Genomic DNA, 15280 nt, shown 5'->3' on the forward strand with positions numbered 1-15280 from the left:
ATCGCGCCCAGCCGCCGGTTTCAGTTGCCAAGAAGACCAAATTTACCCTACATCGTGCCCAGCCGACGGTCTCAGCCGCCAAGAAGACCAATTTTACCCTACATCGCGCGCCGGCCGACGGTGTCAGCTGCCAAGAAGACCAAATTTACCCTACATCGCGCCCAGCTGACGGTTTCAGCCGTCAAGAAGACCAATTTTACCCTACATCGTGCCTAGCCGACGGTTTCAGCCGTCAAGAAGACCACTTTTACCCTGCATCGCGCCCAGCCGCCCGTTTCCCCGCCACGACACCTAAGTAGTTACGTAAGGGGTGCGCTTGCTAAGCACAGATGAGGTGAGGCCGAACGATAACGCTACACCTATTTGGTCGCAACAGCGCCGGAACGGCGAAATAGCGCTATGCAGGAGCGTTATTTTCTTGACGCGAGAGGAGCCGGTGCCCTCCGCCTTCTCCGTCCCCCTCATCACGCGCCAACTGAACACCTACGCCAGAGATCTGATCGGTAAACTGTAAACTTCCGCTCAGGTTTTTCTTTTTGAAAAATTGTCGCATCCGGACGGATACCACTCCAGTCGTGTTGAAAATCATAAAACTGACGGAATTCTGCTGCGGGGAGATGACAGCGGCGAGATGGGGCGGTTTTGCGGGAGCGAGAGAGCCCTTTAAATTGACATTGACAGCCGTGTGGCCTGTTGCTATGATTGAATCATAACAAATCGGGAGCGCTCCCAAAAATAGAATGCAGCAAGGAGATCGCCATGAGCAAGCTTGTTTCCATGCTTCAACAAAAGCCGACTCTGATCGTAAGCCTGCCCGCCAATTCGCGGGAGCTGTTCCAGGCTGCCGTTGAAGGAGGGGCTGATGCGGTGAAGATTCACTTCAACGTCGAGCATCGCGCCAGCGGAACGCGATTCGGCTCTGTCGCCGAATACGAAGAGCTGCTGGCCGAGATATGCGGCAGCTTCGCGGGACCTGTCGGAGCGGTAGCGGGGGATTCGCCGCAGAAGGTCACGCCCGACGAGCTGACTCGACTGGCGGAGGCCGGGATCGACTTCGTGTCGCTGTACGCGCACCATGCGCCGGGGTGGCTGCTGACCGACAAACGGATCTCCAGGATGATGGCCGTGAGCGGCGACTACGCGGACTCGGCGATATCGGCCTACCGGTCCTTGCCCATCGACATGCTGGAAGCCTCCATTGTCCCGGGGAACGAGTACGGAACTCCGCTGAACGTCCGTGACCTGCTGCACTACCGCGCTTTAGTGGAACGATGCGCCAAGCCGGTTGTCGTGCCGAGCCAACGCAGCCTGAAGGCGGAAGAGCTGGAAGCGCTGCTCCTGACCGGAGTGAGAGGCGTCATGATCGGCGCCATCGTAACCGGAGCCGAAGCGCAGTCGGTTTATGACGTCACATGCCGGTTCAGGCGCGAACTGGACCATGTAACGAGGTAATGAGGGAGACAACATCGCCGGAGGACACCGAAATGAAAACGGCAGCATCAATTGAAACGGATGATATCGCCTCGAAGGGTCGCCCTGCGAAGCCGGCCAAGCGTCGAATCTCGGTCGAGATTCGCAAGGATTGGGATTTGTATTTGATCCTGATCCCCGGGATTCTGTTCCTGATGCTTTTCAAGTACACGCCTATGTATGGGCTTACAATCGCTTTTATGGATTTCAATATTTTCGACGGGATGAGGGAAAGCCCATGGGTGGGCCTAAAGCATTTCAACAAACTGTTCAGTTCGCCCGAGTTTACGGACGTCTTCCTGAATACGCTGATCATCAGCTTCCTGAAAATCTCCTTCCTGTTCCCGTTGCCTATCGTCATAGCCTTGCTGTTGAACGAGGTCAGACTGATGGTTTTCAAACGATGGGTGCAGACGATTGTCTACTTGCCCCACTTTTTATCCTGGGTGATCGTGGGCGGTATTTTCCTGGAGCTGCTGTCCTCGAACGGCGGACTCGTGAACCGCGTGATTGTCTCGCTCGGCGGAGATTCGATCGCTTTTTTCATGGATAAAGACGTGTTCCGTTCGGTGCTGATTACCTCGGCCGGCTGGAAGGAAACGGGCTGGAACATGATTGTCTACCTGGCCGCTATAAGCGCAATCGATCCCCAGTTGTACGAGGCGGCCAAGATAGATGGAGCAAGCCGGTTCCGGCAAATGCTGCATATCACCTTGCCCGGCATGATCCCGATCATTCTGCTGATGTTCATTCTCCGTCTGGGCGGCGTGCTGGAGGCGGGAACGGAGCAAATTCTCGTCATGTACAATCCGACCGTTTACAGCGTGGCCGATGTAATCGGCACATACGTCTACCGGACAGGGCTGGGGGAACAGAATTACAGCTTTTCTACCGCAGTGGGGCTGTTCGAATCGGTGATTGCCTTGATCCTTATTCTGGGAGGAAACTATGCGAGCCGCAGATGGTTGCACCGCGGGATCTGGTAAGGCCCGAAGCGAGACAGCGTCAGAGAGGAGGGGCCGACTTGCAGGCAGCGAATAGCAAGGGGAGCAACCGGTCGCTTGGCGAATGGATATTCGAGAGCTGCAACTATTTGTTGTTCACCCTTATGGGAGCGCTCACGATTATCCCGTTCCTGAATCTGCTGGCCAAGTCGCTCAGCGGCGAGTCGGCGGTCATCTCCGGGCAGGTCGGGTTGATTCCGGTAGACTGGCAGCTGAGCACCTACAAGTACGTATTGCAGGACAGCTTGTTCATCCGATCGTTCCTGAACTCGGTGATCATTACCGGAAGCGGCGTGGCGCTTAGCATGCTGATGACGATTCTGGCCGCTTACCCGCTTTCCAAGCCTAGACTCGTAGGCCGAAAAGGGTTCATCCTGCTCTATATTTTCACTATGATCTTCAGCGGGGGACTGATCCCCACATACTTGCTGATGCAGAATCTGCATTTGAACAATACTTTATTCGCGCTGTTCCTGCCGGCGATGATCAACGTGTACAACCTGTTGATTGTGAAAAACTATTTCGAAAGCCTGCCGGACAGCCTGGAAGAATCGGCCAAGCTCGACGGGGCGAGCAATGTAGCGATTTTGTTCCGCATCGTCGTGCCGCTCTCCCTGCCGGTTCTGGCGACCATAGCGCTATTCTACGCTGTTGCGTTCTGGAACGACTACTTCAACGCGATGATCTACATTACGAAGACGGAGTTGAAGCCGATGCAGCTGTATCTGAAGGAGCTGCTCGTGTCTTCCAACGATGAATTCCTTCGTTCTGACAACAAGGCGAACATCGAGGCCGCGATGAACCTGACGCCGCAATCGATTCAGGCCGCATCCATCCTGTTAACCACCTTGCCGATCGTGCTTGTTTACCCGTTTTTGCAGAAGTATTTTGTAAAAGGGGTCATGATCGGTTCGGTTAAAGGTTAAAGCCGGCATGTCCGGTCAAGCTATTCCAAATGATGAAGGGGGAAGTAAAATGTTCAAGAAAATGTTGTCCATCAGCGTCATCGCTTCACTGGCTCTCGTATCCGCAGCTTGCAGCGGAGGCGCCGGGAAAGACGACACCGGCACGAAGCCGGGCAATACCGTAGAGCCGCCGAAGCCGAAGCCCGCATTGCGCGCCTTGAATCAATACGCGCGTTACGAGCCGAACCAGGACCCGGTGGCGAAGGCGCTGGAGACTGCAACCGGATACAAGGTAACTTACGACTTGCTGCCGGCGGAGAATCCGGATGAGAAGCTGAATCTGCTCATGGGCAGCAAGGAAGAGTATGACTTCATGAAGCTGGTTCCGGCCCAGTACTACAAGCTGGCGACTAGCGGAGCCCTCGAGCCGCTCGACGATCTGCTCGCGAAGTATGCGCCGACACTCAAGAGCATTACCACCGACGCTTCCTGGGAGAGCGCGAAGATCAACGGCAAAATATACGGCATACCCGAAGTGGGGGCCGGCAAGAGCGTAGGAACGCAGCTCGCCGTGCGGCAGGACTGGATGGATGAGCTGCAGCTGAAGGTGCCGACGACGATGGATGAGTTCTATCAGGTTCTGAAGACGATCAAGGAGAAGAAGAACGTCATTCCGCTGACGGGCAGAGGCGGCCTGTATGCCGAGCTCACTACGCTGTTCGGCGTGGCCACGAACTGGAAGGATGTCAATGGGACTCTAGTGCACCGAGTCGAGGATCCTGCGCTGAAGGAGTATATCGCATTCATGGCCAAGCTGTACAAGGAAGGTCTGATCGACTCCGAATGGCCGGTGAATACCGACAGCAAGGTGATCGAGAAGTTTACCAGCGGCAAGGCAGCTATGTTCAGCATTTCCTGGTGGGGGGCTGTAACCGCGATTCCGGCGCTGGAGAAAAATACTCCGAATGCAAAGGTGACGCTTGTACCGTTCCTGAAGAATGCGCAAGGCAAGCAGGGGGCGTTGGCTTCCGGCGGAACCTCGTGGTACACGGTCATACCGAAGCAGGCGAAGAACAAGGAAGAAGCGATGAAGTACCTGGAGCTGAAGGTGCAGCCGGACACATTCAAGCTGCTTACGATCGGCAAGGAAGGCGAGCATTTCTCGGTGAAGGACGGCAAGTACTATCCGATCCAGCCGAAGTTCCAGGATGAGCGCAACAACTCGAACCACTTTATGAACGGACAGAACGAGAAGGTTTATCCGGATTACTGGCAAGCGCGCGTGCGCAAGGATGCGCTCACGCAGAATTACTTCGAAACGATTCAAGCCAATGCGAAGGGAATCGAAGTGCTCGATCCGCTCACTTACGCGCCGCCGATTGACGAGATCTCCAGGAACACGCAGAAGCTGAACAAGCTGGTCGACGATTCGATCGTGCAGTTCATCGCCGGAACGGAATCGCTTGATAATTTCGCCAAGTTCGTAGCCCGTTGGAAGGCGGAAGGCGGAGACGAAATGACCAAAGGCGCTAACAACTGGTACAAAGCCAGCAAGAAGAAATAACATCCAGCGTGGGCAGGAGCAGGAACCATGACGATAGAGATTGAAAGAAGGGAATACCCGGCAGCCCCTGCGCGGTATGATGTCATCGTGGCCGGAGGCGGACCTTCCGGCACGATGGCCGCGATCGCCTCGGCCCGCAGCGGGGCAAAGACATTGCTGATTGAGCGTTACGGTTTTCTTGGCGGCATGATTACGAATGCGCTGGTCGGCCCTATGCAGAGCTTTCATTCCAGGGACGAACAGCTGGTCACCGGCATAGCCCAGGAGGTCATCGACCGGCTCATGGCGATCGGCGGCTCTCCGGGCCATGTGACGGATATGGTGGGTTTCGCTCCTTCGGTGACGCCGGTCGATGTGGAGAAGCTGAAGTTTGTGCTGCAGGAGATGTGCGTCGAGAGCGGTGTTCATCTGCAGCTGCACACGGTTGTAGTCGGTGTCCAGACATCCGAGGGTCGCATCCGGGCGCTGGAGCTGTTCAACAAGTCGGGTCCCTCCTCGGTGGAGGCTCCCGTCTACATCGATTGTACCGGAGACGGCGATGTGATGTGGATGGCTGGCGTTCCGTTCGACAAGGGCAGGAAGAAGGACGGGCTGGCGCAGCCGATGACGATGATGTTCCGAATGGGCAGCGTGGACCTGGCCCGGGTGCGGGCGTTCATGAAGGAGAACCCGGAAGAGTTCGTATTGGCCGATGGCTGGGAGAGCTGCTCGCATGTGGGCGTCTCCGGCTTCTTCTCCCTCGTGCGCGAGGCGCGGTTATCCGGTGAGCTGAACGTGGAGCGGGATCGGGTGCTGTTCTTCGAACTGCCTGCTCCTGGCGAAGTGTCGGTCAACATGACGCGCGTGATCCGATACGATGCGACGGACGGCGCCGCCTTGTCGCATGCGGAGGTACTGGCCCGGCAGCAGGTGATGGAGGTCGTGCGGTTTCTGAACAAGCGGGTGCCGGGTTTCGAGCGGGCCTCGCTGATCAACTGTGGGACACAGATCGGCGTGCGCGAATCACGGCGTATTCGCGGCTTGTACACGCTGACGGCCGACGATGTGCTTACGGGACGGTGCTTCGAGGATGTCATCGCCCGCGGCTCGTATCCGATTGACATCCATTCGCCGGACAGCGGCGAGCTTCATGCGACGGAGATCAAACGTGCGTCCGCGTACGATATTCCTTACCGCTGCCTGCTCAATAAGCGAATCCGCAATCTGCTTGTAGCCGGCCGCTGCATCTCGGCTACACACGAAGCGCTGGCATCCGCTCGCGTCTCGCCCACGGCTATGGCGATAGGCCATGCCGCCGGGGCGGCCGCTGCGCTCGCCGCCGAGGAGGGTGTGGACCCCGCCGCGCTGGACGTTGGCCGGATCCAGCGGCTGATCATGCAGCACGGCGGCAATCTCGGCATTGAAGTCAAGAATGGAGCGTGAGCTACTATGATAACGGGGTTACCCAACCAGCATCGAATCGCGCTGGTGCCTCTGGACAGCCGGCCTTGCTGCCAATGGTTCCCGCAACAGATTGCGAAGATCGCCGGAGTGCGCCTCGATACTCCGCCGATCGAGCTGCTGGGGAAGTTCATGAAGCACGGCAATTGCGAGGGCATTCGCGAGTGGCTGCTGCAGGCGGCCGAGCAGGCGGACGGGATCGTGGTGTCCGCCGATCAGCTGGCGTTCGGCGGGCTGATCGCGTCGCGGACGAACGAGCGGACGCTTGAGCAAGCGAGCGAGACGCTGGAGGTGCTGCGAACGATTAAGGCGCGTTACCCGGACAAGCCGCTGTATGTCTCGAGCGTCCTGATGCGGATTACTATCACGGGCCGCAACGCCGCCTACATTCGGTACAAGGATCTGGTGCAATTGTTCTCCGAGCTCTCCGACCGCCGGGAGCGGTTGAAGGAGACGGGGCTGGAGGCGGAGATCGAGCGGGTGCGCTCCGAAATTCCGGACGGCATTCTCGACGATTTTTTCCTGGCGCGTCGACGCAATATGGCGCTGCACCGGCTGCTGATCGACTGGACATCGGAGGGCTTTATCGATTACCTGAACATCACCCAGGAGGATGCGAGCGCCGTGGGGGTTCATGTCCTGGAGCAGCGCGAGCTGCAGCAGTATATGTACGAGCGCCGCGCGCAGGCTAAGGCGATTCTGTATCCGGGCGCCGACGAGGCTACATCGACATTGCTCGCCCGGATGCTGCAGAAGCTGAGCGGCCGCACGCTGACGGTATTCCCGCGCTTCACTTCCGAATCCGGCAAGCTGGCCATTCCGAAGTACGAGGACCGGCCGGTGGAGGAGACGGTGAAGGCTCATTTGTGGGCAGCCGGTACGATTGTAGTCGACTCGCCGCTTGAGGCGGACTTGATTCTCGCCGTGAACCCTCCCATGGATTATATGAAGAACGACGGCAAGGAATCGAGCGATGTGAAGGCGCTGTTCGACTCGAGGCACCTGCTGACCGATCTGGTAGAGAATACCCGCTACCAGCTGGAGGCGGGCCGCCGGGTAGCGGTGGCCGACGTGGCGCTGCCGAACGCGTCCGACATGGAGCTTGTCCGCTATCTGCTGGACGAGCGCCTTTTCACCCGGCTGTCAGGCTATGCCGGCTGGAACACGGCCGGCAACACGCTAGGCACTTGCATCTCGCAGGCGGTGGCGCGGACGCTGAACGATCTGCTCGGCGCGGGCATCGGCGGCGAACACGGAGAGGCGTCCGCTGCGGAGGCGGCCCGAACGACAGATGAAGCGCATGCATCGTTCCTGGTGTCCCGTCTGATGGACGAGTGGGGCTATCAGGCGCAAGTGCGCGGACAGACACAGAAGTGGATCGCCGCCAACCTGACGGTAAGTCCTTGGGATCTGGAGTCGCACTATGACATCGTGAATTCGGTAGTCGTCAGGCAGCTCGAGGAGCTGTTCGCCGCCACCAGCCCGCTTCTTGCGGGGGCTGCTGCCGGGGGGCAGGCTCGAATCGCCGAGGTCAAGCTTGCCGAAGTGCGGCTGCCCTGGAACCGGATTTTCGAGGTTCATGTGGAGGCTCAGGTGAGGCTGGAGCGGGAATGACCGGCCTTGCTTCCCTCGTCCGTTGACAAGCCGTCTGAAACCTTTAATAATGTAAGGAAAACCACAGGAGATGCGGTGATCGGTATGTCTAATACGTTGGAGTCCATAGCCAGGCTGGCCGGCGTTTCCAGAGGTACAGTGTCCCGCGTCATTAACAATCAGCCGGGTGTGAAGCCTCAAGTTCGGGAGCGCGTGCAGCACGTCATTGCCGAGACCGGCTATGTACCGAATCCGCAAGCGAGAAGTTTGGCCGGAGGGAGAACCGAGAACCTCGGTGTCGTCGTATTCGGGAACAACCCGTTGTTCTTGACTCACCATATTTTCTTCGAGGTGCTGCAGGGCATCCAGAGCCACTCGACGCTGAACGCCTACGACCTGCTGTTGTTCTCGAACAGAAGCGATCGGGACCAGGAATACTGGAAGCGGATCGGGGACAAGCGCAAGGTAGACGGCCTGATCATCATGGGGGAGCATATCCGCGAGGAATATTTGCAATATTACTACGACCGCGACATTCCGTTTGTCCTGGTCGGCAAGCGGCTGATCGACAAGTTCCCGGTGCATTGCGTGACCTCGGATTATCGCCGCGGCGTCTACGAGGGGACGAGGCATTTGCTGTCGCAAGGCATTCGCCGTATTGTCATCCTGCGCGGTCTATTGAACACGTACCACGAGAATGAGCGGTTCGCCGGGTTTGCTCAGGCCCTGGAGGAAGCCGACATTGATCTGGATATTTCCCTGGTGCTGAACGGGCAGGCGGACAAGGCGACCGCGTATTCGGAGATGCAGCGGCTGTTAGCCTCCGGCGCCCGGTTTGACGGCGTATTCGCCGGCAACGACCTGATGGCGTTCGGCGCAATTGAGGCGATGCGAGAGCGCGGACTGCAGGTGCCGGGGGATGTGGGCGTTGTGGGCTACGACGATATCCAGGCGGCTCAGTACTTCGCGCCGCCGCTTACTTCCGTGCGGCAGGACAAGCTCCGGATGGGGCAGGAAGCGACCCAGCTGCTCATGAAGCTGCTGAATGGCGAGCTCGACCGGAGCGTGTCGTGCGATGTGATGATTGAGAGCAAGCTGGTCGTTCGCGAGAGCTCGATCAGGGGGAGATAGTACTGGGAGCCGCACTTTGGTGCGGCTCCTTTCGCGTGTGCCGGACTTTGACCGGAGCGGCTGGATGACTGGGGGAGTTGGTGCAGAAAGCCGACTAACTCCGAGTCGGACGGGGTGGAGCTGGACGGGTGCGGACGAGTCGAATTGCTGCAAAAGGGTGATTAGGTTTTTGGTGGGTGGCAGGCAGGCATGCAGGGAAGAGGCCAGGGACCCTTGAACCTTTGGATAAAGGATTGCGCACGGCTTGCTGTAGGCACGATTTTCGAGCTTACAGGTGCAAAGCGGCCCGAAAGCCCTCGGCTAAGCATTTGCGAGCTTACAGAGTGAAAACAGTCCGGCCAACTCGCTGTAAGCACGATCTTCGAGCTTAAGTGCATCTTCTAGGCTGTGCGCATGCATAACTGCTGCCTCAGCCTTTGGGCGCGGGAAGGCTTTTTGATGTTTTGGAGCATGGAGCAAAGGATACCAAACGCAACCCCCGCTAATATCCGCGAAAAGGCGGCTATTAACCAACATTAGATTGGTATTCCGCTGATCCACAAGTTACTCCCGAAAATTAGCTAACATTTGTTTGTTATTAGCTAACTTCTGTCCGCCAAGCGCCACCGCCGGCCATCACCCACTACTATCCACGCACCATGCCACGCCAGATCCTTACCCGACTCGATCTGCCACATCGGCCATACAGATACAGCTGTTTCGAAACTAGCATACAAGATTGCACTATTTTTCCATCCGGTCGATCGCAAATATTTACCGTGCACGTACCAGTATCACTAGCAATCTAAACACTAGGATGGTAATATATGTATAAAACTGCAGTACAACCAATTCGAGGTGCCATATGATAGATAGACGATTATCCCTGGCGATGCTCCTTTTACTGCTTGTAAGATGTGAGGGTCCCGAGTCGAGCAACACGCCTAACCAGACGATCGTTCCAACCTTCCAGCCGTCCCCTTCCCCCACAACTCCACGGAATGAATCTTCATGGCCGTCCCCGTATCCTAACGGATTTATCACTCCTTCGCCTACCGCTGCTTCGACACCAACGCCAACGCAGACATCTTCATCGGATCCAACTCCGACACCGACCGCGACTACATCTACAGCCCCATCCGCCGCATCTACTCCAAAAGAAGGAGCTTCCCTGGAAGCTATCTTGAGCCGGTTGAAGGAGCAGAAGGTGAATTTCAACATTTCGATTGCTCCCGACAGCAACTCAGTCGCCTATATGGTCAACCCGGAAGGGAAACAATACGATTATTTGAGCCTTCACATCTGGAGAGTGGGCAGTCCTAAGCCAGAACCTTTTTCAACGGAACCTCTGTGGACGGCAGGGGGGTTACAATGGTCACCAAACAGTCGGTACATATTCATCGACAGAGGGACGGATATGATAAGAGGAGGGCAGGTGTATGATGCGAGCGATCTGAAAAAGTTGAATGAATTTATATATATGCGAACTGTCTCTTTCTCTCCCGAAGGCGACCGATTGTTCTATACAAGTTTAGAGAGAGAGTCTAAATTAACAGGATGGTATTCTAACCTGTCTCAATATCGAAGCCTAAGTGTGCTCCATATCCCAACAGGCCATGTCCATACGGTATTGCACGGAGGTTCGAATGGCCATCTCCTCGCTGTTGGGTGGATGAACGAACAGGTCTTGTCCTACAGCAGAACCCGGTACACTTTGGAAAACCTAGAACTAAAGTACGCCACCACCCTAGAGACTCTCGACTTACGTACACCTCTACCCCCACCCCCCTCGTACCCCAGCCTTACTCAGCTCCGAGAAACAATTACTCGCACCATCGCAACGGATGGAACGGGGTGGGTGCAAGCTTTTGCTCAGCTGCAGACGGCCTTGAGTGTCCCGGAGAGCGTGAATTGGTCGGATCTCGACATCATCGGTGAAGACAGTCAGGCTTACATCCATATTAGTCCGGTCTACCCGATGGGTGGCGTTTCTGCCCGGGTAATCGAGTTTGGAGCAAACGTTGTACGGGATGGGGAGGGTTCGAGGCGCATCGTCATAGCCCAGAGCTGGGTGAACAACGGGGGCGACACGTTGCCCACGCGAGTGGAAACCAAAGAGCTTGCTGCCATTAGCGGAAAAGGGGAGGCTTTCTATTACGGGGTGTTGGAGGATGCCGGTCGGTCTTATTTAATCAGCTTAAATAAGGAGCTCAATACGGAAAAAAGTTCAGAGCGGTTCAATCAAATGCAAATCAGCCTGTCCACCTACCAACTGGCACCGGAGGATCCGGCAAACTTCTGGCAGCCTGTCGACCTACTGCCGGTAGGAAAGCATGGGGAGTGGATAATCGCCGGAGCCACCGGGACCCCGGGCAAGAGCGTAATATACGCCGATACCGCATCGGACTACCATGAGGGGCATTATGGGGGCGGATTCGATCTATCTACCTTCAACACCAAGGCGAGATTGACGCTCAAGCTGCAAAACAACAAACTTCAACTAACCCCATAAGGGCAGCTACACGATCCCCAAAGGAGTCGATTGTTCGGTGAGGCCGATCCCGGCTATGGATTCGTGAACGGGGAGACGCCGGAGCTGGGCATTGCGTTCAAGCCGGAGTTTCGCCAACAGGGAGTGGGCAGAAGGCTGCTAGGCGCGATAATGGATCAAGCGCGATTGGACGGCTTCGCATCGCTCTCCCTCAGCGTCGATCCCGCTAACGAAGCGGCAGTCCGGCTTTACAGCAGCCTGGGCTTTGAGCGGTGCGGCGGGTACACGTCCTCGTGGACGATGAAAGTAGAGTTGTAGCGGTCAGAGCGATTCCGGACGGTAAACAAGCATCACATTCCCGGATTTCATCGTATTTGACTCCACTAACTGCATCTGCACCCGCGCCAGCCCTTCGCCGAACAAAGGCTTGCCCTTTCCCAGAACTACGGGAATGACCGTAAGCTGAACCTCATCAATCAACCCGGCACTCAGCAAATAACCAACCAATTCCCCGCTCCCCAAGACGGCCAAATCCTTGCCGGGCTGATCTTTTAGCCGTTTAATCTCCTCTATGGCATGCTCGGCTACCAGTCTAGTGTTCGGCCAGTCCGCATTTGTTAACGTCGTTGAGAAAACGACCTTGTCGATCGTGTTCATCCGGCGAGCAAAGTCGCCTTCAGCGGTCGGCCAATAGTCCGCCAACAGCTGATAGGTTTTCCGGCCGAACAACAACATGTCCAACCCGCTCAGGAAGCGCGACGCATACTCCCCATACTCCTCGTCCACGTTGTGCCAGTCGATCTCCCCATTCGGCCCGGCGAAATAACCGTCAACCGTCACGAGTTCTTGCACAATTAGTTTCCGCATAGGAATCTCCTTTCGAACAGACTCTCGTTATTTGCATGCAATCATAGCTCCAATTCCCCGCTGGCCGTCCCCCTCTACTCCTCAGCCCCGACCTGACGCCTGGCCTCAGCCTCACTCCCAGCCTGACGCCCCGCCTGTGCCTTACTCCCTGTTTCAGTCCCAGCTTCAGTCACAGCCTCACTCCCAGCCCCAGTTTCTGCTTCAGCCCTTGTCCCGTCCCCATACCGCTCCAAAGCCTTAGTAGCCGATTCCAGCATCCGCTGCTGCAGCCCGGCTCCCTCCACAACCTTCACCCGCAGCCCCAGAAACCGCACCTTCGCAAGCAAAAATTCCCGCTCGTCCGCCAAGTAAGTGACCCGAATTCGGTACAGATCGGCCTCCTCCGCATAGCTGACCGACTTGTCGAAGCAGGAGAACGCGTACAAAATCCGCGATAGCTCCTCATTATACGTCCGAACCACTTCCACGACCGCCTGCTCCTTTCGAGACTCCAACAGCTCCGCCACCTGCGCCCGCCATTCCCGTACCCGCTCGAGCGGCAAGCTCGTCTCCTCCACGGCGACGATGCTGGACAGCTTGGTGGACATGAAGGCGCGTCCGCGGCTGCTGTGCCAGAGCAAATACCACTCCCGCTTCACCATGCTGTATTCGAGTTTGACGGGGAGGCCGGTTTGATTCGCTTTGATGCCGCCGTGTTTGATCCGAAAAGTAAGCCGAATACCCCGGCCGCTCATAATCATCCGTCGCAATAAACGCAGATGAGGGTGGTACACCTGGCGCTCGCGGCTGCGCGCTTTCTCCAGCACAATGTCGCGGATGTCGTGCCCCGCCAATCCATCGCCCTGCAGCAAATCGTCCAGCTTTCCCAAGGTTTCCGAAGTAAAAGCCTGCGCAGCCGCCTCATGCTTCAGCATCGTCTTCAGCCAATTCCGCTCCTGGCCGGTCAGTGCTAGAGAGTTCGACTCGTCGAGGCGGGAGATCATCCGGTAGTTGAATATTTTCTCAAACGGATTCATAGTACCCCTGGATCTCCTTCCACTCGGCGATAAACTCCTTGCGCAGCCAAGCCGGCTCCAGCACCTCGCAGCTCGAGCCGAAGCTCCTCAGCCAAGGTTTGATTTCATAAATGCCGTTAACCACTATCTCGTACACGAACGATTCATCCGACTCCTCCGTCACCGTGCCCCATTGCCCTTGAGCTTCCACGCGCTCTCGAACGAAATTCGCGCCGCTCCGGTCCGGATTGAAAAACCGAGCCACTACCCGAATAGGCCGCATCGTGTCCGTCACCCAACTTGCTCTCAGCTGCTCCTCAACCCGCGCCAGTCGCCCCTCGAACTCTTCCTCCGTCACCGCTTCGCCGGCTTCTAGCTGAGTCAGCCCCTCCATGCGGAATTTCGCGATTCCCCTTGGCGCCGTGTACCCGATCAAATACCACCGCCCATACTGATGGTCATACACCACTCGCAGTGGAAGCGTGACGGCCATCCGGTCTTCCATATCGCGCTCGAACAGCGGATTCGTGTTTTTGGCGCTGTAGTTCTGGCCCTTCTTGGGCGACAAATACAGAAACTGCAGCTTGCGCCGCTCCTGGATCGCCTCGAAAATCGTATGCAAATGCGCTTCATCCAAAATACGCGAGTGGTAGTGGTACTTGTACACGTGGGTTTCCGCCAGCTCAGGATCGAAGCCCCGTTTGTGCAAAGCTTTCTTAAGCGTGTCCCGCAGCAAATATCCCTGCACCGAAGGGACCTGAGTATTCGCCATCACATCGACAAAGTCGTACAGATCGATCAGCTCGTCATCCAACAATCCGTCGATCAAGTCATTGGCCGCTCTGTATCGATAAGGACGCCCGCCCTCGCAGCGGGTGATAACGCCGACTTCCTCCAGATACTTGAGGTCGCCGCGCAACGTTTTCTCATCCGGACAAGGAAAATCCGCAGGCATACTCTCGCTGCAAGCGTCCAATAGCTCTTTGGCGGTCAGCGACCGGTCCTGCAGCAGCATAATCAGAATCGAGAGCCGGACGCTCTCTGACTCCTTCAGCGACTTGGCACGGAACAAGAACAGCAGCAGGGGATCGGCGGATTCGTAGTGATTGTAGCGGAGCCCCTCCGTCAGCTCGGTTTCTTGCTCTGCGGACAGGGCCGCCGGCTGACGGCTGTTCCGCATTTCTTTCAAGTAGCGCAGCGTTTTATCGTATGTATGGACGGAGATGCCGAGCCGGGAAGCGAACTGCTGCCGATTGTAAGCCCCGCCGGCCAAAGCGAGCAAACGCAGGAATTGCACCTCTTTATCGAAGCTTTCACGTGCCACTTAAGTTCCTCCAGCCCAGTAAATTGCGGTCCAGCTTTCATTGTAACAAGAGAGAATCTTGGTGGAAATGGAAAAATTTTTTCGCGTCGCCATACTTTCGCCCTGTTCGCCGGCCCGCAAATCGCCGATGATAACACTATCACAAGCAACCCATTCCATTTTTGAGAAAGAGGTGCAAGAGCGATGTTACCGTTGAAATCATTCGATGAGAACTATATACCGGCTCATGAACAATATGAAGCCCACCTTTCGCAACGAGAGAATCATAGCTCTTGCAGCTTGTTCCATATCCGCATTCTTTGCAGACGCAAACCGCCAAGGCTCCGAAGAAGGTTGTGTTCCACAGCCTAATTAAGCCTCAGGTATACATACGCGTTGCTGCAAAGACTGCTGAAGCCGAGCGGTCTTTTTCTATGGCTATTTTAGCTGTAGGGGGAGATCGGGGGGCGACAGGGGTCTTTTTTTGATCCCTGCAAAGTACATATCGCGTTCGTCGCCGAGTTGACAGTGGCTCTGG

The 15280-nt window shown here is 56.6% G+C and carries 13 protein-coding genes; 9 read left to right on the top strand and 4 right to left on the bottom strand.

The genetic code is table 11. The annotated features are described in order from the left end of the window. The first annotated feature begins 759 nt into the window (after nt 1-759). The 7 genes from PKO02S_RS24670 to PKO02S_RS24700 all read left to right on the top strand — a co-directional run bounded on the left by PKO02S_RS24670 (nt 760) and on the right by PKO02S_RS24700 (nt 9107). A complete protein-coding gene (locus PKO02S_RS24670; protein ID WP_127587189.1) occupies nt 760-1452 on the top strand; it encodes a beta/alpha barrel domain-containing protein in 693 nt (230 codons plus the stop codon). A 32-nt stretch (nt 1453-1484) separates the two neighbouring features. After that, nucleotides 1485-2456: an ABC transporter permease gene (locus PKO02S_RS24675; RefSeq protein ID WP_127587191.1), complete on the top strand. Its 972-nt coding sequence runs from the start codon at nt 1485-1487 to the stop codon at nt 2454-2456. Nucleotides 2457-2494: 38 nt separating this feature from the next. Beyond that, nucleotides 2495-3400, top strand: a complete 906-nt coding sequence (locus PKO02S_RS24680) for a carbohydrate ABC transporter permease (RefSeq protein WP_373865239.1) — start codon at nt 2495-2497, stop codon at nt 3398-3400. A gap of 49 nt (nt 3401-3449) precedes the next feature. After that, nucleotides 3450-4943, top strand: coding sequence for an extracellular solute-binding protein (locus tag PKO02S_RS24685; protein WP_127587196.1), 1494 nt, complete (start codon nt 3450-3452; stop codon nt 4941-4943). Between the two features lie 27 nt (nt 4944-4970). After that, on the top strand, nt 4971-6365 hold the full coding sequence (locus tag PKO02S_RS24690) for an FAD-dependent oxidoreductase (RefSeq protein WP_127587198.1): 1395 nt from the start codon (nt 4971-4973) through the stop codon (nt 6363-6365). Between the two features lie 6 nt (nt 6366-6371). Beyond that, nucleotides 6372-7997 carry a DUF4127 family protein gene (locus tag PKO02S_RS24695; protein WP_127587200.1) on the top strand — a complete coding sequence of 542 codons (1626 nt, stop codon included), beginning with the start codon at nt 6372-6374 and terminating at the stop codon, nt 7995-7997. Between the two features lie 84 nt (nt 7998-8081). Beyond that, a complete protein-coding gene (locus PKO02S_RS24700; protein WP_127587202.1) occupies nt 8082-9107 on the top strand; it encodes a LacI family DNA-binding transcriptional regulator in 1026 nt (341 codons plus the stop codon). A gap of 753 nt (nt 9108-9860) precedes the next feature. Here PKO02S_RS24700 and PKO02S_RS24705 read toward each other — a convergent pair. Next, nucleotides 9861-10307, bottom strand: coding sequence for a hypothetical protein (locus PKO02S_RS24705; RefSeq protein WP_127587204.1), 447 nt, complete (start codon nt 10305-10307; stop codon nt 9861-9863). Nucleotides 10308-10944: 637 nt separating this feature from the next. On the opposite strand from PKO02S_RS24705, the gene PKO02S_RS24710 reads away from it, so the two are divergent. Further along, nucleotides 10945-11598: a hypothetical protein gene (locus PKO02S_RS24710; protein ID WP_127587206.1), complete on the top strand. Its 654-nt coding sequence runs from the start codon at nt 10945-10947 to the stop codon at nt 11596-11598. Nucleotides 11599-11628: 30 nt separating this feature from the next. Next, nucleotides 11629-11895, top strand: a complete 267-nt coding sequence (locus tag PKO02S_RS24715) for a GNAT family N-acetyltransferase (RefSeq protein ID WP_127587208.1) — start codon at nt 11629-11631, stop codon at nt 11893-11895. A 3-nt stretch (nt 11896-11898) separates the two neighbouring features. On the opposite strand, the gene PKO02S_RS24720 is transcribed toward PKO02S_RS24715, so the two are convergent. The 3 genes from PKO02S_RS24720 to PKO02S_RS24730 all read right to left on the bottom strand — a co-directional run bounded on the left by PKO02S_RS24720 (nt 11899) and on the right by PKO02S_RS24730 (nt 14763). Further along, a complete protein-coding gene (locus PKO02S_RS24720) occupies nt 11899-12444 on the bottom strand; it encodes a dihydrofolate reductase family protein (RefSeq protein ID WP_127587210.1) in 546 nt (181 codons plus the stop codon). A 74-nt stretch (nt 12445-12518) separates the two neighbouring features. Then, complete coding sequence (locus PKO02S_RS24725) at nt 12519-13460, bottom strand: WYL domain-containing protein (protein WP_127587212.1); 942 nt, start codon at nt 13458-13460, stop codon at nt 12519-12521. Next, nucleotides 13447-14763, bottom strand: coding sequence for a helix-turn-helix transcriptional regulator (locus PKO02S_RS24730; RefSeq protein WP_127587214.1), 1317 nt, complete (start codon nt 14761-14763; stop codon nt 13447-13449). The genes PKO02S_RS24725 and PKO02S_RS24730 overlap by 14 nt, the downstream gene beginning before the upstream one ends. Nucleotides 14764-15280 lie beyond the last annotated feature (517 nt).

The sequence above is a fragment of the Paenibacillus koleovorans NBRC 103111 genome, assembly GCF_004000845.1.
In the GTDB taxonomy this organism is placed as follows: domain Bacteria; phylum Bacillota; class Bacilli; order Paenibacillales; family NBRC-103111; genus Paenibacillus_AA; species Paenibacillus_AA koleovorans.